Origin of the sequence: Streptomyces sp. V3I8 (assembly GCF_030817535.1) — a bacterium.
Taxonomy (GTDB): Bacteria; Actinomycetota; Actinomycetes; order Streptomycetales; family Streptomycetaceae; genus Streptomyces.
On sequence record NZ_JAUSZL010000002.1, the window covers coordinates 4231210 to 4248472 of the forward strand.

A 17263-nucleotide genomic window follows, 5' to 3' on the forward strand; every position below is an offset into this window, starting at 1 on the left:
GTCAGGGGGTGTTACGCGGCGGCCAGGGCGGGGACGATCCGCCACCGGCCGGTGGCGTTCGTCGGCTGCAACCGGCCGTCGGTGGCTGCCTCTTTGAGGCGCAGGGAGACCCAGGAACGGGAGAGCTGGTTGCGGTCGCACCACTCGGTGAAGTCGACCGGTCCCACGATCATCTGTCCGTTGTCCTCGAACTCTTCCAGCGCGCGGGCGAACAGCTCCCGCGCCTCCTCCGGCGATGGCTTGCGCCCGGACTCCTGCCCAAAGATCGGCGCATCGTCGCCGGCTTCCGCCTCGGGGAGTTCGGCTTCCGGGTCGATGTCGACGTCTTCCGGGTCCACCCGCGGGCCGTCACCGTCCATGTCGTCCTCCTCGATCACCCGCAGCCCCGCCGGCTCCGCAGAGTCGTTCTCGTCGGGGCGGCCGGTGTAGGCGGTACCGGCGACGCTGACGGCAGCGCCGGCGGTGACGGGGTCGGCGAGGGCGCCGTTGCGCTGTGCCCAGGTGGCGAGCATTTCCATGACCGGCACCGCCCGGTGGGTGAAGCGGCGGGTGCGCCCCGGGGAGGCGTAGCGGTCCTCGGGGATGCCCGGGGAGACGGCGTAGCAGTAGCCGGGCCGCCGGTTGCCCCACGCCCCCGGGTGCGCGCCAGCGGCCAGCACCTCGTCAGGCAGCGAGAATCCCTCGTCGCGGGGGTCGCAGCCGAGCGCGATCACGGACGGCAGGGACGCGCGCGTGCTGGTCGACATCTGGTCATACGAGGGACGTTGCAGCGACACGATCAGGGAGACGCCGGCGGAGCGGGCTTCCTGGGCGATGCCGGTGAACGCGTCGTCCCCGAGTGCGCGCAGGGTGTTGGCGGCTTCCTCGAACCAGGTGACCAGGAACGGCATCCCCTCGCACCCGCACACCGTGCCGTCCGGACGGCAGGTGTGCTCCCGGCTGTTCTGGACATCGGCGGCTTCGGGGACCCACTGGCGGTAGCCGTGCGCGCCAAGCCAGCGGGTACGAGCGGGAATGACGGCTTCCACCGCAGCCACCATGATTTCGGTGGACGCTCCGCCTTCCGCGGCCCAGTCGAGTGCGGGGCGCAGGGTGGCAAAGTCCTGGTACATCTTCGGGTCCGAGAACCACACGATGACGTCCCGGCGGGAGAGCACTTCGGTGAGCAGGTTGAGGGCGGCGTCGCCCTTGCCGGAGCCGGTCCCGCCGGCCACCAGGACGTGGGTGCCGTTGCGGCCCGCTTCCGGGTCGCCGGGAAGCCAGATGACCAGCGGGGCGCCGTCGTCGTAGCGGCCGATCACCAGCGGCTGCGCGATCGAGCCGCCCACGTTCGACGGACCCTCCCACTCCACAACCTCAGAGAGCATGTCCTCAGGGACGATGACCAGCTCCCCGCGCCGCTCCGAACTCGGGTCGGGTGTGTAGCGCACGGCGTTGCGCGGCAGATCCAGCGCGGACGCCAGACGGGCGAGGCTCTTCGTGACGTCCTCGTTCGTCTGCTCGCCCGGCTCCAACGCCACCGGAGCGGTGACCCGGTTCGGCTCCACCTTCGCCGCACCGATCTGCGCCCGCGCCAGTCCGACCTTCTCCAGCAGGCCCTTGTCGCCGCTCTCCCCCGACGCGTCGGAGGTGCGCAGGAGCATCCGCACGTTCCACGACAGGGCGAGGACGGGGCCACCCATCAGGTACAGGTCGTCCAGCGGACCAGCCATCGGACCCGCGAGGCACGCGGCCGTCACCCATGCCGACCCGGACGCCACGGTGATCGCGGAGTGCAGACGACGCTGAGTGCTGGTGGAGCGGCCGATCCACCAGGTGGCGCCGGACAGCGCCACCGATGCGAGGGTCAGACCGACCCCGGCGGCGGCGGATTCGTCCCAGCGCCAGTTGCCGAGAGCTCCGGCCAGACCCACCGCACCGACCCCCAGCCACGGCGGCAGATGCGGCTTGGCCCGGTTGAGGAGGTAGGCGCCGATGCTGCCGCCGGAGCCGTTGTCGGCCAGCGTGTAGGGGGACATGACGGTTGCGTTGTCGGGGAAGTCGCTCCGGCTGCGCCGGTTGTTCCTGCTCATACGGTGGCCTCCCTCTCTACTGCTGGGCCCAGTTCATGACCGGCGCTTGCGGCTTGCGGGCACGGTGGCGCACCCGGTTGATCTCTTCCTCGAACTCCTGCTGGAACGTCGCGTAGCAGGCAGCCGCGTTCTTCGCCGCGTGGCGCAGATCGTCGGCGGACTTCTGCATCTTCCGGGCGACCTTCGCCGCGCGGAGCCGGGAGCCGAACGGGCGGCCGTCCGGGTCCGGGACGGTGGCCAGTACGCCTTTGAGGATTTCGGCGCCCATGGCCACCTCGATCGACAGCGTCACGGCGGCGGCGCGGAGGGTGTTGCAGTAGTTGCGCACCATCGCCGGGGAGGTGAACTCCGGTGCGGGGAGCAGGGACTGTGAGTTGCTGCCGCCGGTGCGGGCCATGCCCTTGTTGTTGTTCACGGTGACGTTGATCGGCGGGACGAACGAACTGCCCATCGCGCCGACGAACCCGCCCGCGGCGGCGCCGGCGTTGGCGAACTTGTTGCCCTTGCCGTTGTTCGCGCCGTTGGCGCCGGAGCCGGCGGCGCGCTGAGGACGTGCGTGTGCTGCCATCGAAGAATCTCCTGGGGTCAGTGGGTGCGGCGGACGATGAGCCACGCCGTCTGTGCGGTGAGCCAGGTGAGCAGCCACCACACCTCAAGCGCTCCGGCCAGCGGCCCGAACCCGGAAGCCAACGCCAACCAGGCCAGCGACGACGCGGCCAGGGCGGCGAGGGCGACGCGGTAGGCGAGGGCGGTACCGGTGGCGGGGCGGCGGCGCTGCATGACCAGCAGCCACACCAGCGGAGCCGCGGCGGCGGGGGCGAGGATCAGCCCCGACCACCACGCGATCACGTGCAGGAGCGCAGTCACCGCGAGAGCGAGAACGGCGAAGCCGGTGGGGGCCAGCGCGCTGCGGAAGTGCCACAGCAGGCCGCCCACGACCGACAGGGCCTCCCGGGTGAGGGAGGGCTGTTCGGGCATGACGACGACGAACGGCTGAGCGTTGCGGCGCCCGCGTTGGCGCGGGATACGGACGGTGGTGGCCCCGGCGGGCACCTTCACGGCGCGGCGAGGTCGGGTACGGCTGGTCACAGCGAAACTCCCAGGTGAAAGAAGGGATGTTCAGGCGGCGCGCTGTTCGTCGTCGGGGTAGACGCAGGGCACGCACATGCCGAGTGAGGTGGGGATGACGTATCCCGCGTCTCGCCGGCAGGCGGGGCAGGTGCGGCGGGCGGTGTTGGCCTTGGCCAGCGCGGCCCGTTTCGCCGGCGTCATCGGGCGGACGGGCTTGGCGCAGTCGAGGCGGTAGAGGTAGGCGACCAGCGGGCCGCGCCGGTAGCGCGGACGCAGCACCTGCCCCGCGACCGGCTGCCCGCCCGGACGCAGGCCACGGGCACGGAGCTGCCGGCGGGTGGCGTAGCCGTCGGGGGCGCAGCGCCACGGGAAGGTGGGGATCCCGTGGCGGGCGCCGTTGGGGTCGAAGCACTTGGCGTAGGAGTACGACATGGGAGCCGTCCTCCCGTTCAGCCGGTGAGCGCGGTCGGGAGGTCTGCGAGGTGCGGCTCACGGGTCTTGACCCGTCCGCGCGCGGTGCGGGCCGTCGACTCCGACGTCCCCAGTCCCGCCGCGGCCATGGCCTGCGTCATGCGGGCCGTGCTCGGCTGCGTGAAGTCGGTGCCGTACAGGGCCCGCACCAACTGATCCACCCGGTTCGGGTAAACCACCGGCGAGCACAGGTCGACGGGCGTCGACACCGCGTCGACGGGGACCGGCTCCGGGGTGACGGGTGTCGACGCGGCCTCCACTGCCACCGCGGCGGGCACCGGATCGGGCACGGGAAGCACCGGGGCGGCCGGTGCTTCCGGCGCGCGGTCGACGTGCACGGTGACGGGCGTCGAGGGTGCGTCGACGCCCGTCGGAGGCGGGTTGACGCCCGTCGACGCGCGGCGGGCAAGGTAGGCGTGCACCTGCCGCATGAGCGCACCGAACGCCAGCAGCGCGGCCACCGGAGGAACCGCAGCCACCACATAGTTCAGGGCCCCGGCATCCTGCCCGACTCCCGCCACGTTCAACGCGATGGAGGCGCCGTCGCCTGCGGTGACCAGGCCGATTGCCCACCAGTCCACCCGGTGAGCGAGCGAGGCACGAAGGATCAACAGCTCACCGATCACGATGAACAGGTCCACCGTGGCCGGCCACGCCCACGACCGGGCAACCGCCTCTTGCATGCCGTGACGCGCGGCGACTTCCTGCAAGTGTTCGTAGGAGAGCCAGAACGCCACCGCAGTCAGCAGCACCGTGAGAACGGCCGCGAGCGCGGTGATTGCGTGGTCCACCGCGGCAGGCGTCGACGTGGTTTCGACGGGCGTCAACGATGCGTCGACGCGGGCCGTGGCGCTCATGCCGCACCCCCGACCAACGCAGGGGTGACGACGTCCGCGTAAGCGATCAGGTGCACCGTGGCGCCCGCGTGGTCGACGCTCGCGCTCAGCACTCCCGTCCGGCCGTCGCTCCGCTGCCGGTAGGTCACCGCATCGGCAGCGACCCCCAGGGCCTCCCGCCACTCCTCGAAGCCGGCGAGGTCGTCGTGGAACGACAACTCCAGCCGCTCCGGGTAGATCGTCGTCACGTGCACGGACGGAGCGGGCAGGTGCCCGAAGTCCACGGTCAGCAGACGCAGGACCCGCAGGGGCACGGCCACCTCGTCCAGCGTCAACATCCCGCTCATACGGCAGCCCCCTCGGAGACGATCAGGAAGCTGTCCGTGTCCAGGTCCATGACGACCGTGGCGCTCTCGCCCTGCTCCCGCAGCGCCGCGGCCCGCTCCTCAGCCGGCCAGGAGCCGCGCGGGTGACCGGCGGGGAAGCTGTCGAGGATCTCGCGCTCCCTCATGCCGCCACCGCCGTACGCACCACGGGGCCGCGCGCCGTGCGGCGCGTCCGCGGCCGGCGGGCCGCGGCCCGCGCGTCCCTCAGCGGGCTCGTACGCAGCAGCGTCTCCGCGTACGCCGCGGCCGGCGGGTCCGACTCCCGCAGCTCCGCGAGCACCTCGCGCGCCACGTCCAGCCGCACCCTCCGATCACTCTCGGACTCCGTGGCCGGGTCGGTGAACAACTCCAGGTCGATACCGAACGCCAGTTCCGCGAACTCCGTCGCGGTAACGGCTTCACGACCAGCAACGATGCACTTCATGGGTCGTCTCTCCTCATCAGACGGAACGGCCCGACCGAGGTCCCCGGGGTGCCACCCGGGGACCTCTCGCCGTTGGACTCAGCCGTGACGCGAGGCGCCACGAAACAAGGGACAGCCTCAAGTTGCGGGGCCACTTCCTGCTAACTAGCTTGCACTAGTCTGCTGTAGCGCACAACCCTCAGGGAGTGATGCGCACTAGTTCGCTGTGGTGGGTACCCTCTAGGGATGACTGTCACGGGAGGGCCCAAGCCGAAAGCGGTGCAGGTCGCAGACGCGCTCCGCAACGACATCAAAAAGATGAAGCCGGGAGAAAAACTCCCGTCTCAGCGAGAGCTGATGGACCGCTTCGGGTACGCCAGCCAGACCATCCAGAACGGGCTAGCCGCACTCCGGACTGAGGGGTTGATCGTGTCGGCGGGGAACTTGGGCAACTTCGTCAATGACGGGTCTGCGCCGGGTGACGACGTACGTGATGACATCAAGGAAATCCGCTCCCAACTCAAGACGTTGACCGAACGACTCGAAGCGCTGGAAAGCCGCTCCGCACCGGGTGGCGCTTGATCTGTAACCAGCATGGGAGTAACGGAGTGTGTGAGGTAAGTGACAGCAAGGGGACGGCGGGAAGGGGGCGGGGACATGCCCAGTGACACCCCCTTGTCCCCTTCCCTGTCCCCCCTGCCCGTGCGTGAGACTCGGAGTAGGCACTCGGAGGAGGGCGCATGACTGACGACAGGCCCGCATGGGCACGACGTATCGCTGCCGAACGACAGGCGCGCGACTGGTCACAGCGTGACGCGGTCAGGGCCCTGCGTGCGCATGCCCCCACGGAACTGCCGGCAGACGACAGCATGATTCGCCAGTGGAAGCGCTGGGAGTCCGGCCAGGCACCGAACGACTTCTATCAACCGATCATCGCGGCCGTGTTCGGCACAGTGACGCACGCCCTCTTCCCTGCTCCGTCTCGTCGGGACGGAGACAAGGAGATCTTGGCAGCGAGCGGAATGGAGACTCTAGAGATCGTGAGTCGCCTGAACCGGTCCGACGTCGACAGCGCGACGCTCGATGCGCTCCGGATCACCACGGACCGACTCTGCTCCGAGTACCCGTTCATGCCGAGTGCCCAGCTTCTTATCGAGGGTCGGCAGTGGCTCCGCCGCGTTGTTGACCTGCACACGAAGAGCCTCACGCTTGCCCAGCATCGCGAGGTGCTCGCGCTGTCGGGTTGGCTCGCTTTGCTGGTCGGCTGCGTCGAGTACGACACAGGTGACCGCCACGCGGCCGAGTCAACGCGGCGTGCCGCTCTCTCGCTCGCAACCGAGTCCGACCACCCCGAGGTGGCGGGCTGGGCACACGAGATGCGGGCGTGGTTCGCTCTCACAACCGGCGACTACCGCGGGGTCATCGCGGCAGCGCAAGCCGGGGCAGAGACAGCAGCACATCACGGTGTCGCCGTGCAGCTCGCTGGCCAGGAAGCCAAGGCTTGGGCGCGACTCGGAGACCGTCGACAGGTTGAGGTGGCCCTCGACAAGGGGCGTCGGCTGCTAGAGGGAATGCCGTATCCCGAGAACCTGGACAACCACTTTGTCGTCGACCCCGCCAAGTTCGACTTCTACGCGATGGACTGCTATCGACTGGTCGGGGAAGACCGACTTGCGCGGACCCTCGCGGATGAGGTTCTGCGTGCGGGAACCGACTTCGACGGCACGGAGCGGTCGCCCATGCGGAACGCCGAAGCGCGGGTAACCCTAGGGGTCGCCTCAGCACGAGAGGGCGACCTCGAACAAGCTGTCCTTCACGGCGAGCGCGCCCTACAGGGCCAGCGTCAGTCTGTCCCATCCCTGATCATGACCAGCCGAGAACTCTCGGCCGTCATGAGGCAGCGCTACAGCACCGAACCGGCTGCGCAGGACTACCTGAACCATCTGCAAGACCTGGGCAGAGAGAAGCCGGGATTTCTCCCTACCTGAGCGGCACAGACAACGGGCGCGCCCTCTACTTCGAGACGCGCCCGTTTCGGTTTGCCTAGTAATTTTCAGGATCTCTCTATCTGACTTTCAGGTTGCGCCGGACTGCTGGGATGTCTAACGCCCGTTTCAGCGCAATCGGCCTACACAGGTGGGCTCGCCGAGAAAAATCCGCCGATGCTCCGGGTCAGCCGCGTGGCCTCTGACAACCCGAAACGGAAAGCGAGCAATGTGTACACGAGGATGAGGAACATCACCATGGCTAGTGGCACGAGGAGTTCCACGGGCACCCCCAACGGGGACAGAGCAGAGAAGACGAGAATCACGATTACTGCCGCGCACAAGCAGGCGGTTGCCAAACGGCGCCCATCTAGCCTGTCCGGCTCAATCGAGTCCACCTCGGGAAGTGCTTCTGTAGGCAGTACCGCGGTGAATCGACCAGCGGCGATGTTGTTGGCGGTGAGAGCCGAAAGTTCCGCCAGCCGGAGTGCGGCCGCTGCGCGATTTCCGGCAAGCTGGTCTGCCGCCTGAATGAATGCAGCGTCAACGCGGTTCAGGTGCGTCCTCAGATCGCGTCGCAGCGCACGCCGCTTCCCGAAATCCGAAGCGGCGTTGCCGGCGAACGTCCTCAACGGAAGACCCAAGAGGGAGACCCTTTGGCTGAGCTTGATGGCTTCGGTGTATCGCGTAGCAGGACGAGCGACGGTTGCGCTTGCAGCCAGCAGGCTGAGTAGCGGGTATATCGGCCTTGAACAGCGCGGAATACTCCAACCCTCGGATGCACTGGTGAACCACACCGTGACAATAACCAGCGCCAATAGGAAGTTGAGCGGCACCAACTGGGCGGACCAACTCGCCCACACCCCTGCGCAATCCCCCGTGGGAGTCGGCTCCAAATATCCCCCGGGCCTGCACGACGCGCGATTCCCAGCGATCAACACCATTAGGAATGCATTCGAGACGGCAGCAACTTTAAATGCCAGGATAGGGAGCATGCCTCGCTCATAGGCCAGCGCGGAGCGTATGGTGTCCGCGTCGAGATGGAGCCCCAACTCAGTTGCTCCCGCTTGCGCCTCGGTCACGCGCCGTTCGACGTGTAGGTAGTGCAGCCTCAAAGTCGGGTGGCGCCACGACGGTTGGCCGGCAGAATTCATGTGTCCCCCAGGGCTTCTACAGTGGGGCAAGCCTACGAGCAGCCACCACCACCCAGGCGTGGAGCGGCGTGCCCGCGACGGCTCGCTCCCTACATCGCGTACGAAGCGGGATCTCGACTCACGTCTGCGCGTTGTCCTGCCCTTTGTTTAGTGCACCAACGGCCGCCGCTGTTCACCGCTGTACGCGCGTCCCGCTTGACCTGCCGATTTCCTCCTGAACACCCGCACGGCCACGCGGACCGTTGCCACGGAAGAAGGGCTCGGTCCCATTGGACAGAGCCCTTCTGTTTCTTTTCTCGTTCAAATCTTTCGTGGCAGCCTAAGCCTGATCTTGATCAGGAATAGTCTTCCACTAGCTCAAACTTGCGCTTTAGCCCGTTTCCGTTACGGTGAGGCCATTTCTTCTCATGATGCAATCGCCCTACAACGATCCCGGGTGCGACACCAATTTCTCGGGCGAAGTTGCGTACAGATTCGATAGAGCGCAGAGAATCCAGCCTCTTGGAGTGATTGGGAGGAATCAGAAGATCGCGAGAAAATTGGTTAGCCTCAATCTCTTGCGGCTCTTCCGACTCTGCACGCTTGTCGGCCTCTACTCGAACTTCCTGCTTCCCGTGCAGAAGCACGTGGCCAAGCTCATGAAAAACCGTAAACCAGAATTGATCATCAGTCTTGTACCTTAGACTGAGCTGAACTACTGCCTTTTGAGGCGAAAGCCATCGTGTTGCGCCACAGGCACGGCTCCCTGCGATTTCCTTCACGAATACCACGGCAACACCGCGACTAGCGCAAATCTTGACTAGCTCAGGCTCAAAATCCTGTGGCGGAAGGACCGTCAACGAGCGCAACTTAGGAAGATCTTCCATCAGCCCGCGCTTGTCGAACGGGTCACATGCTACTGCCTGAGCAGCGACCTCCCCAAGGCGCAACCATGCAGCCACAGCCCCCACCTTGGCTTCGAATGCCTTTGTTTGCCGGAAGGCTGCTGCTGGCTTTTCGTAGAGCTCAGCCCATGCCTCTAGGCTAGAAACTCCAAAGAACGCCAAAAGCTGTTCCCAGCGACTCACACCGTCGGACGGTTCGCCGGGAATCTGTCCACGCTTCACCAGCTCTTTGACAGGAAGTGACTTGAACCAGGCGCCAAATTTTTCCGGATCGCGAGATTCCCGAAGCCGCTTCCGAGTCGACTGATAATCAGCTTCTAGCCGGTTCCAGAAACGGGCCTTGATCCCTGTCACGTTCTCCAAACGTTCCGCAACGTCCGGCGACAAGGACACGATTCCCTTAACCAGCTGATTGAGATGCTTGGTGCTCAAATCTGCTCGCAAGGCGAACTCCCGCTGGGTCATTCCGGAGTCTTCTAGGAACTCCAGAATGGTTGCCCCGGGCGGGACTGCGTAGTCTGGCTCGCCAGCGGCGTACAGTTCTCGGACAGCACTACTACTCACTTGCTCAACCCCCAGTCCGGATACTGCTCGCTAGTGATAGTCTTCAATCTCCTCGATGGTGACTGACGTGACGCTTGACCAATCAAGTCCGCCCTGCTCGTCCTCTGCGTATTCGGTCGGCGAGAAAATCAGCCGCCAGTTGGCATTCAGATGCAAAGACAGGCAGCCGTCGTAGTTGCCATGCAGTGCGTGGCACTTCCCGGGCATCGGAGGACGCATGTCCTCCAGGGTCTCTGCTGCGCGCAGAGCTGCGAGCCGCTGACTGATCTTGCCTGACAGGGACGGGCCGTAGGTTCGACACATCTCCCGCTCCGATTCGCAGATCTTGCTCAGCTTCCGATCTGCATACAGCACTTCCAGTGTACCCACCGCCCCCGGTCAACGTTTACCGAACCGGTAAACGTTCACTCTATCGAGACCAGGGCCGGCCGGCGGCCCAAGATCACTACATCGTATCGGGTGATAGCGGTGAGTAATAATGTAACTCGACAGTAACTTGGGCGTTCACCATCAACACCGCCCTCAGAGTTGACGTATGAGGCCTGCGGTTAGTCGGCGGGGCAGAGTGTGGATGGGGTAGGTGTATTAGCAGGTCACGGGTTACTTTTGCCCAGCCGTTCGCTGGTCTTGAAACCTGCGACAGCCCTCTGCCCGTCGACTACAGGCGGGGTACCGCGTCGTCACAGCACAAGCCGACAGACACTCAAGACGTCGCTCCCGGATCCGGGAGCGACGTCACGCGAGTCCTGCAGCTAGCGCAGTCGGGGACCCGGCCCACCCCTCGTCTGTAGGCCACACAGCCGCAATACCGTAGTGCTCCAGAAGCCGTGTGTAGACCTCGCCGACCGGCTCGGAGAACAGCGCCAACTGCCGGGGTTGAGCGTCGTGCGGGTACAGGCAGAAGGCGTAGGTCGCCAGTTGCCCTAGAGCCTCGCGTACCGCCCCGGTGGCGTTGCCGCGCCTGATGAACTTGGCTTCAGCAAGCCAGTGCACACCGTCTTTGATGATCACCATGTCGCGTGGGTGGACGTTCGTTCCGACGTCCACCTGTCGGTCACGCAGGAACTGGCCGTACCGAGCAACGAGAGTTTCGTGACTTCGGCTCTTGCGCAGCTTGCGGGCCACGACCGTCTGTGTGTACTCGGCATCGCTTTTAGGTGCGAAGTGCAGTAGCAGTTCTGTCGCCTTGGTGGGCGGCTGTGCGACCACGGTGACGATGGTGTCGCGCGTGGTCTGGCGTACCTCTTCGCGGACGGCCAAGGCTTCCTGGTACAGCGTGATCATGCGGGCTAGATCTGCACGCAAGGTCTGCTCGCTGGGCAGAGCGGCGACCTCATAGGTGATGGCCAAGAGGTTCCCAGCCTCGTAAGAACGGGGCAGGCCGGAGCGCCCGCCAAGATCGATGGTCGTACTCAACCCGGCTTTGGCGTCGGTAGAAAGAGCGTCGCGGATGGCCGCCGCTTCGGCGGCCAACCTCATACGTGCTTCACGCGCGCCAAGTGCCTTGGTGATCTCCGTGACGCCTTGGTTCAGGCTGAGCGCGAAGGTCTTCCTGTCCTCAGCAAGGAGGTAGACGAGGTACATCCCTCGGGTGGCTGTCGTCGTCTCATCCGGGTCGAAGATCGAAACCCAGGGGCAGACAGCAAGGTTGCCCTTCCCGGGGCTCCCCACAACCAGGTAGCCACCAGGTACCAAGTGCCCAACTTCCGTAGAGGCGGCCCGGATCAGGCGCGCTACGTCGCTGCTGATGCTTTGGTCGTCACCAACCCCAAAGGTCGTGCCGATCTTGTAGAGGTAGTCACCAAGCTCCATACGCCAGATGCTAGGGGCGACCACTGACAACACCACACCGAAATAACCGTCCTGCCCCTGTGGGAGGGAGAGTTGGACGGCGGGAGTTTCGGCGTCCGTTGTCCTGATCGTTGTCCAGTACGCCGACGGTCACCCACGTTCGCCACCGTCCACGTAGCAGCGCTGACCTGCCCCGCGGACCCCTGCGAACGCTGCTGTACGTCAGTGCGGACAGTTGGAAAGCGTGTTGGGGGCAACCCCTCACGAGTTCGAATCTCGTATCCTCCGCCAGTGCCTCACCGGGCACTAACGTCGAAGGGCCCCACTGTTCGCAGTGGGGCCCTTCGACGTTTCTTGAAGGAATCCATGGATCAGAGGGTTTCGGGCTGCCGCGCGAACGCGGGTCCGTTGTCAGACCTGCGCGTTACGGTCCGCTCCATGGCTGAGAGACCGACGGAGCACTGGCGCAGGCATGTGGCCGAGGAGGCCGCAGAGCTTGCCGCCGGCATTCTGGATCCCGACCGCGCGTGCATGGTCGAGCTGTTCCCCGAAGAGCTCCTGTCGCAGACCGATGCCGTTCTCGACGTGTTCGAGGCCGAGTTGTCCGCGTTCGCCGAAGAGGGCGACGCACGGGTCTTCGCCGTGGTGGAGCGCGTCGTCCTGGCTCTGAACGCCGTGAACGAGGCTCACGGTGAGTGTGCCTTCGAGACCGATGAACGCGAGCGGTTGTGCGCCTACATCGAAGAGGCGCTCACCGGGCGGGGAGTCGACGTCGTAGCCCTGACCGCCGGGCGCGGGCTCGGTCGGCACGAGCTCACGGACCAGTGGCGGAACTGGTGAGCCGTCCTCGCCGTCCTCGCTGTCCTCGCCGTGCGGGGTCGCCCGAGGGGCTGCGGCATCCGCCTCCTGCGTCTCTTGCTCCCCTTGCGTCCGGTCCGGCACCGCGGTCGTTTTGCAGCGGGCCGCCCACCGGGGCCCTGGGGGCTGTGCGAGTCCGCCGTCACCGCGCTCGTGGCACGGCTCAGCGCGGCCGGGTCCGTCGCCCGGCCTGAGATCGACCGCTTCAACGGCGAGGTGCGCGACCTGCTCGGCGACCAGGGGTTCGCCCGGACCTCCGCCGTCCCGCGCACCCTCGCCCACTGGGGCCTCCGGTGAGCGTGGACCGGGTGGCGCCGGTCTACGCTCCCCGGCCCGCGCCCGCCAGCCGGTCGCGCAGGCGGGCCGTGTCCTGGACCGGGGGCAGACCGTACGCCCTGCGGTACTCGCGGTTGAACTGGGTCGCACTCACGTAGCCGACCTTCTCCGCGACCAGGGCCGCCGTGGTGTCACCGGCCAGCAGGAGCCGGCGGGCCTCCTGGAGGCGCAGGTGCTTCTGGAAGCGGAGCGGGCTCATACCCGTCGCCGCCTTGAAGTGGCGGTGCAGGCTCGCCGTGCTCATGTGGGCCGTCGCCGCGATCTCGTCGACAGCGAGCGGCTCGGCGTAACGGGCGCAGATCCACCGGGCCGCCGTACGGACCCTGGCCGCCGCCGAGTCGGCCAGCGTGAAGTGCCGCAGGGCCGGACCCAGGGTGCTGCCGAGCAGCCGGTAGAGGATCTCCGTCTCGATGGGGCCCGCCAGGGCGCGGATGTGCTGCGGGGTGTCCAGCAGCCGGACCCAGCGGGTGACCGCGTCGGTGAGCTCGGGGGTCATCGGCGCGGTGAGCCGGCCGGCGGCGCTCCGGCCGGGAGTCGGGCCGGGAGCCGGCCCACGTCGGTGCCGGTCCGCGTCCGTACCGGCCTGTGCCGGTGCCGGCGCCGGCACCGGAACCGTCTTCAGCTCCAGCTCCAGCTCCAGCTCCAGCTTCGGTTCCGGTTCCGGTTGCGGGTCCGGTTGCGGGTCCGGTTGCGGGTCCGGTTGCGGGTCCGGGTCCAGTCGCAACAGGAGTTCGGCGAGCATGCCGCCGTCCAGGCGCAGCACCGCCGAACGGTACGGCACCTCCTCGAACGTGGCCGTGACCGGCAGGACCAGCGAGTTGAGGAACACCTCCCCGCTCCCCGACGTCCAGCTCAGATCGCCCGCGACACTGCTCTTGGAGCCCTGGACGATGAAGCAGATCATCGGCTCGTACAGCAGGTCGAGCGGTGTGACGGGCTCGTCGAGCGTCACCAGCCGCTGGCGTGGCACCGCCGTGTCGGACCACATGTCGCCGCCGTGCCGCGCGATGACCGCGGCGAGCTCGTCCAGCATGCGCGCCTCCTGCGGGGAACCACCCCAGGTCAGATGCCTGAGAGGATCAGGCAATCCTATGCGGTCGGCGGCCCATGACCCGCCTCGTCTCCGCTCCTAGCGTTGACCGCATGACACAGCAGGGCAATCACCAACAGGACGACAAGCGGCAGGACAGCAGGCAGCAGGGCGATGCGCAGCGGGACGGGAACGGCCTGCCGGTCCGTGCGCTCGGGCGCCAGGGACTGGCCGTCGGTGCCGTCGGGCTCGGCACCATGGGCATGACCATGGCCTACGGCACCGGTGACGAAGCCGGCAGCATCGCGACCGTCCGCCGGGCCTACGAACTCGGCGTCACCCTCTTCGACACCGCCGAGCTCTACGGTCTGGGCACCGGCAGCAACGAGCAGCTGCTCGGCCGTGCCGTGCGGGACATCCGCTCCGAGGTCGTGATCGCCACCAAGTTCGGCTTCGACATGGACGCACCGCAGAACGCCGAGGGGTACGCCCTGAACAGCCGCCCCGAGCACATCCGCAAGGTCACCGAGAACAGCCTCCGCCACCTCGGCACCGACTACATCGACGTGCTGTACCAGCACCGCGTCGACCCGGACGTACCCATCGAGGACGTGGCGGGCACGATCGGCGAACTGATCGCCGAAGGCAAGGTGCGGTACCTCGGTCTGAGCGAGGCCGGCCCCGATGTGCTCCGGCGCGCCCACGCCGTCCACCCGGTGTCCGTGCTGCAGACCGAGTACTCCGTGTTCGAGCGGGCCGTGGAGGCCGACGTACTGCCCGTGGTACGCGAGCTCGGCATCGGGTTCGTACCGTATTCGCCGCTCGGCCGGGGCTTCCTGACCGGGGCCGTGAAGCCCGCCGCCGAGTATCCGGCCGACGACATGCGCAGCTGGGACGACCGCTGGCAGCCCGGCAACTACGAGCGGAACCTGACCGCCGTCCGCGAACTGACCGCGCTCGCGGCCGGCAAGGGGATCTCCGTCACGCAGCTGGCCCTGGCCTGGCTGCTGGCCCAGGGCGACGACATCGTGCCGATCCCGGGCACCCGCAGTCCGCGGCGCCTCGCCGAGAACGTGGCCGCGGCGGACGTGGCCCTCAGCGCGCAGGACCTGGCCCGCGTCCAGGAGATCCTGCCCGAGGGGGCGGCCGGGTCCCGCTACCCCGAGGCGATCATGCCGACCTGGTGACACCGCCCGGCGTCTGGCGTCTGGCGTCCGGCGGCCCTCGCACGAGGTCAGCGGGCGAGGTCAGCAAGCTAGGTCAGCGGGCGATCCTCACCTGGCGGGTCTCCGACACCTGGTCGATGTCCGACGTGCGGATCGTGACCTTCATCGTCCAGGTGCCGGCCAGGGGCAGGCTGAGGGACTGGGTCCCCCAGTAGCCGCCCTGGTCGGTGAGGCCGGCGTCGATGGGGCCGATCTTCTGGGACCGGAGGGTGAAGGAGAGTCTGATCTCGGGGACGGTGGCGATGCCTCCGTCGGGGCCGATGACGACCGCCTCGACCCTGTTCTCGCCGACGCGGCCCGGTTCCAGCACGATCTGGACCTTGCCGTGACCGCCCGGGGTGCCGACGTCGAAGGGGATCAGGGTCGTGGACGCGGTCGGGCCCTGTCCGGCGGCGTCCGCGCTCTCGCCGGACCGGGCCGCCGTCTCGAGTTCGGCGCGGCCGGGCTGGGTGCCGGTCAGCACCGTCGTGACGACCAGCACCGCCACCCCCACGACGACCTCGGCGAGGACCGAGCGGCGCAGGGCGCGGTGGCGGACACCGGGGCCCGGCGGTACGGAGCCGGCGCCGGGCCCCGTCGCGGGATCCGCTGCGGAGTCCACTGCGGGGTCCGCCTCGGGTTCCACCGCGGCCTTCGCCGCGGAGCCCGGGGGCGGCTCCGTACCGCCGGGCCCGGCAGTCCCGGCCCTGGCTCCGGTTCCGGTTCCGGTCCCGCCTCCGGTTTCGATTCCGGCTCCGGCTCCGATTCCGGCTCCGGCTCCGGCTCCGATCTCGGCCTGGACCCGGTTCGCGGACGCGACCGCCGCCGATGTCCCGCCGCCGCCCGCCGCCACCCCCGCCGGCTCCGGCACGCGCGCCTCGAGTGGCTGTACCGCGTGCCCCTCGGCCAGCCGGGCCGTCCAGCGGCGTGAGAAGCCCGCCGCGGCCAGCAGCAGCGCCACCGCGCACACCTTCGCGACCAGGATCCGGCCGTACGACGTGTCGAACACCGCGTCCCACGAGCCGAGCCCGCGCCACGACTGGTAGACGCCGGTCAGCACCAGGACCGTGACCGAGAGGAACGCGAGGCGTGAGAAGCGGTGCACGCAGGCGGCCGGGAGCGGCGTCTGTGACCGGTTCAGCGCGGTGAGCAGGGCCCCGAGACCGCCCAGCCACACCGCCATCGCCAGCAGGTGCAGTACGGAGGAGGTCATCGCCACCGGGACCTGGATGCCCGCGGACGCGTGCTCGGCGACCGCCCAGGTGCTTGCCAGGGCGACGGCCAGGACCCCGCCGACCGCCAGCACGGCCGGTTTCGGCTCGGACTCCAGCTTCGGCTCCGGCTTCGGTTCCGACTCGGACTCCGGTTCTGGTTCCGGTTCCGGCGACCGCCGCAGCGCGGCCTCCGTGCGTACGAGGAAGACCGCCGCCCCCGCCAGCAGCACCAGCCGCGCGAGCAGCGCCCAGCCGGGCCTGGTCGTCAGGGTGTTCCCGATGAGGTCGGGGTCGAGGAGGGTCGACGGGCCGGTGCCGCGTTCGTACGGGCCGCGCAAGAAGACGAGGAGGACCGTGGTGACGAGGAGGGTCCACCAGCCGGCGCGGACGAGCCCGCGCAGCGGCCGCGCGCCGGGCGGGCGGCAGGCGAGGACGAACACGGCCACGCCGATGAGCAGGGCGACGGCGGCGTACGCGGCGTAGCGGGCGATGTCGTAGAGGGCGCCCGAGGCCGGGTTCACGGCCGGCTCGGCGGATATCGCGGCGCTCGTCTCGGAGGGCTCGCCGATGGAGAAGGTGAAGGCACCGGAGATGGGGTGGCTGTCCGCCGAGACCACCCGCCAGGCGACCGTGAACGTACCGTCCCGCAGATCGTCGCGGAGCTTGACCCGCACCCTGTCCGAGTGGCCGGGGACGTGCTCGGTGTCGCCCGCGTTCACCCGGCGGTTCTCTGGGCTGAGGACCCGCAGCGAGTCGTCCGTGATGCCGACCGACTCGGTGAAGGTCATGGTGACCTCGCGCGGCGCGGACTTCAGGACGGAGCCCTCACGGGGGTCGGTGTCCCGCACCGCCGAATGGGCGGACACGGACGTCGCGCCGCCCAGCAGGAGCAGGAGCAGCGTGCCCAGCAGGGTGACGAGGACGGCGGCCCGGCGCGGTGGCACCGACCGCGACGCCCGTACTGCCCGCGGTACCCGGTGTGTACGGCGCAGTCGACCCACGT

General features: G+C 68.0%; 19 protein-coding genes. 5 read left to right on the forward strand and 14 right to left on the reverse strand.

What is annotated here, in order from left to right; translation table 11 throughout:
- Window positions 1-11 precede the first annotated feature (11 nt).
- The 8 genes from traB to QFZ75_RS18785 all read right to left on the reverse strand — a co-directional run bounded on the left by traB (window position 12) and on the right by QFZ75_RS18785 (window position 5260).
- Complete coding sequence (traB, locus tag QFZ75_RS18750) at window positions 12-2018, reverse strand: plasmid transfer protein TraB (RefSeq protein WP_307544590.1); 2007 nt, start codon at window positions 2016-2018, stop codon at window positions 12-14.
- A gap of 70 nt (window positions 2019-2088) precedes the next feature.
- Window positions 2089-2640: a plasmid transfer protein TraA gene (gene traA / locus QFZ75_RS18755; RefSeq protein ID WP_307538390.1), complete on the reverse strand. Its 552-nt coding sequence runs from the start codon at window positions 2638-2640 to the stop codon at window positions 2089-2091.
- Between the two features lie 17 nt (window positions 2641-2657).
- Complete coding sequence (locus QFZ75_RS18760; RefSeq protein WP_307538392.1) at window positions 2658-3161, reverse strand: hypothetical protein; 504 nt, start codon at window positions 3159-3161, stop codon at window positions 2658-2660.
- A 30-nt stretch (window positions 3162-3191) separates the two neighbouring features.
- Window positions 3192-3575 (reverse strand): RRQRL motif-containing zinc-binding protein, encoded by a 384-nt coding sequence (locus QFZ75_RS18765; protein WP_307538394.1) that lies wholly within the window; start codon window positions 3573-3575, stop codon window positions 3192-3194.
- A 17-nt stretch (window positions 3576-3592) separates the two neighbouring features.
- The gene (locus QFZ75_RS18770) at window positions 3593-4471 is read right to left on the reverse strand and encodes a DUF2637 domain-containing protein (protein WP_307538396.1); all 879 of its coding nucleotides are present in this window, start codon (window positions 4469-4471) and stop codon (window positions 3593-3595) included.
- The gene (locus tag QFZ75_RS18775) at window positions 4468-4797 is read right to left on the reverse strand and encodes a hypothetical protein (RefSeq protein ID WP_307538398.1); all 330 of its coding nucleotides are present in this window, start codon (window positions 4795-4797) and stop codon (window positions 4468-4470) included. Before QFZ75_RS18775 ends, QFZ75_RS18770 begins: the two co-directional genes overlap by 4 nt.
- Window positions 4794-4961 carry a hypothetical protein gene (locus tag QFZ75_RS18780; RefSeq protein WP_267028830.1) on the reverse strand — a complete coding sequence of 56 codons (168 nt, stop codon included), beginning with the start codon at window positions 4959-4961 and terminating at the stop codon, window positions 4794-4796. Before QFZ75_RS18780 ends, QFZ75_RS18775 begins: the two co-directional genes overlap by 4 nt.
- Entirely contained in the window at window positions 4958-5260 is a 303-nt protein-coding gene (locus QFZ75_RS18785; protein ID WP_307538401.1) for a hypothetical protein, read from the reverse strand. The genes QFZ75_RS18780 and QFZ75_RS18785 overlap by 4 nt, the downstream gene beginning before the upstream one ends.
- Window positions 5261-5485: 225 nt before the next feature.
- On the opposite strand from QFZ75_RS18785, the gene QFZ75_RS18790 reads away from it, so the two are divergent.
- Complete coding sequence (locus QFZ75_RS18790) at window positions 5486-5821, forward strand: winged helix-turn-helix domain-containing protein (protein WP_307538403.1); 336 nt, start codon at window positions 5486-5488, stop codon at window positions 5819-5821.
- Between the two features lie 158 nt (window positions 5822-5979).
- The gene (locus QFZ75_RS18795; RefSeq protein ID WP_307538404.1) at window positions 5980-7227 is read left to right on the forward strand and encodes an XRE family transcriptional regulator; all 1248 of its coding nucleotides are present in this window, start codon (window positions 5980-5982) and stop codon (window positions 7225-7227) included.
- 140 nt (window positions 7228-7367) lie between these two features.
- Here the strand turns inward: QFZ75_RS18795 and QFZ75_RS18800 are convergent, their stop codons facing one another.
- The 4 genes from QFZ75_RS18800 to QFZ75_RS18815 all read right to left on the reverse strand — a co-directional run bounded on the left by QFZ75_RS18800 (window position 7368) and on the right by QFZ75_RS18815 (window position 11638).
- The gene (locus QFZ75_RS18800; RefSeq protein WP_307538406.1) at window positions 7368-8306 is read right to left on the reverse strand and encodes a hypothetical protein; all 939 of its coding nucleotides are present in this window, start codon (window positions 8304-8306) and stop codon (window positions 7368-7370) included.
- Window positions 8307-8713: 407 nt separating this feature from the next.
- Complete coding sequence (locus QFZ75_RS18805) at window positions 8714-9826, reverse strand: ImmA/IrrE family metallo-endopeptidase (protein WP_307538407.1); 1113 nt, start codon at window positions 9824-9826, stop codon at window positions 8714-8716.
- 30 nt (window positions 9827-9856) lie between these two features.
- Window positions 9857-10195 carry a type II toxin-antitoxin system RelE/ParE family toxin gene (locus QFZ75_RS18810; RefSeq protein ID WP_307538409.1) on the reverse strand — a complete coding sequence of 113 codons (339 nt, stop codon included), beginning with the start codon at window positions 10193-10195 and terminating at the stop codon, window positions 9857-9859.
- 366 nt (window positions 10196-10561) lie between these two features.
- Complete coding sequence (locus QFZ75_RS18815; RefSeq protein WP_307538411.1) at window positions 10562-11638, reverse strand: MrcB family domain-containing protein; 1077 nt, start codon at window positions 11636-11638, stop codon at window positions 10562-10564.
- A 417-nt stretch (window positions 11639-12055) separates the two neighbouring features.
- On the opposite strand from QFZ75_RS18815, the gene QFZ75_RS18820 reads away from it, so the two are divergent.
- On the forward strand, window positions 12056-12457 hold the full coding sequence (locus QFZ75_RS18820) for a hypothetical protein (protein ID WP_307538414.1): 402 nt from the start codon (window positions 12056-12058) through the stop codon (window positions 12455-12457).
- A 171-nt stretch (window positions 12458-12628) separates the two neighbouring features.
- The gene (locus tag QFZ75_RS18825) at window positions 12629-12772 is read left to right on the forward strand and encodes a hypothetical protein (protein ID WP_307538415.1); all 144 of its coding nucleotides are present in this window, start codon (window positions 12629-12631) and stop codon (window positions 12770-12772) included.
- A gap of 22 nt (window positions 12773-12794) precedes the next feature.
- Here the strand turns inward: QFZ75_RS18825 and QFZ75_RS18830 are convergent, their stop codons facing one another.
- Window positions 12795-13844, reverse strand: a complete 1050-nt coding sequence (locus QFZ75_RS18830) for an AraC family transcriptional regulator (RefSeq protein ID WP_307538417.1) — start codon at window positions 13842-13844, stop codon at window positions 12795-12797.
- A gap of 110 nt (window positions 13845-13954) precedes the next feature.
- On the opposite strand from QFZ75_RS18830, the gene QFZ75_RS18835 reads away from it, so the two are divergent.
- Window positions 13955-15028: an aldo/keto reductase gene (locus tag QFZ75_RS18835; RefSeq protein ID WP_307538419.1), complete on the forward strand. Its 1074-nt coding sequence runs from the start codon at window positions 13955-13957 to the stop codon at window positions 15026-15028.
- Between the two features lie 73 nt (window positions 15029-15101).
- Here QFZ75_RS18835 and QFZ75_RS18840 read toward each other — a convergent pair whose 3' ends face one another.
- Window positions 15102-17261 carry a copper resistance CopC/CopD family protein gene (locus QFZ75_RS18840; RefSeq protein WP_307538421.1) on the reverse strand — a complete coding sequence of 720 codons (2160 nt, stop codon included), beginning with the start codon at window positions 17259-17261 and terminating at the stop codon, window positions 15102-15104.
- Between the last annotated feature and the right edge of the window lie 2 nt (window positions 17262-17263).

Excerpts from the sequence above, each read along its gene's own strand:
- traB (WP_307544590.1), bottom strand. The coding sequence starts at position 2,018 with ATGTCCCCCTACACGCTGGCCGACAACGGCTCCGGCGGCAGCATCGGC.
- traA (WP_307538390.1), bottom strand. The coding sequence starts at position 2,640 with ATGGCAGCACACGCACGTCCTCAGCGCGCCGCCGGCTCCGGCGCCAAC.
- QFZ75_RS18765 (WP_307538394.1), bottom strand. The coding sequence starts at position 3,575 with ATGTCGTACTCCTACGCCAAGTGCTTCGACCCCAACGGCGCCCGCCAC.
- QFZ75_RS18770 (WP_307538396.1), bottom strand. The coding sequence starts at position 4,471 with ATGAGCGCCACGGCCCGCGTCGACGCATCGTTGACGCCCGTCGAAACC.
- QFZ75_RS18775 (WP_307538398.1), bottom strand. The coding sequence starts at position 4,797 with ATGAGCGGGATGTTGACGCTGGACGAGGTGGCCGTGCCCCTGCGGGTC.
- QFZ75_RS18780 (WP_267028830.1), bottom strand. The coding sequence starts at position 4,961 with ATGAGGGAGCGCGAGATCCTCGACAGCTTCCCCGCCGGTCACCCGCGC.
- QFZ75_RS18785 (WP_307538401.1), bottom strand. The coding sequence starts at position 5,260 with ATGAAGTGCATCGTTGCTGGTCGTGAAGCCGTTACCGCGACGGAGTTC.
- QFZ75_RS18790 (WP_307538403.1), top strand. The coding sequence starts at position 5,486 with ATGACTGTCACGGGAGGGCCCAAGCCGAAAGCGGTGCAGGTCGCAGAC.
- QFZ75_RS18795 (WP_307538404.1), top strand. The coding sequence starts at position 5,980 with ATGACTGACGACAGGCCCGCATGGGCACGACGTATCGCTGCCGAACGA.
- QFZ75_RS18815 (WP_307538411.1), bottom strand. The coding sequence starts at position 11,638 with ATGGAGCTTGGTGACTACCTCTACAAGATCGGCACGACCTTTGGGGTT.
- QFZ75_RS18820 (WP_307538414.1), top strand. The coding sequence starts at position 12,056 with ATGGCTGAGAGACCGACGGAGCACTGGCGCAGGCATGTGGCCGAGGAG.
- QFZ75_RS18830 (WP_307538417.1), bottom strand. The coding sequence starts at position 13,844 with ATGCTGGACGAGCTCGCCGCGGTCATCGCGCGGCACGGCGGCGACATG.
- QFZ75_RS18835 (WP_307538419.1), top strand. The coding sequence starts at position 13,955 with ATGACACAGCAGGGCAATCACCAACAGGACGACAAGCGGCAGGACAGC.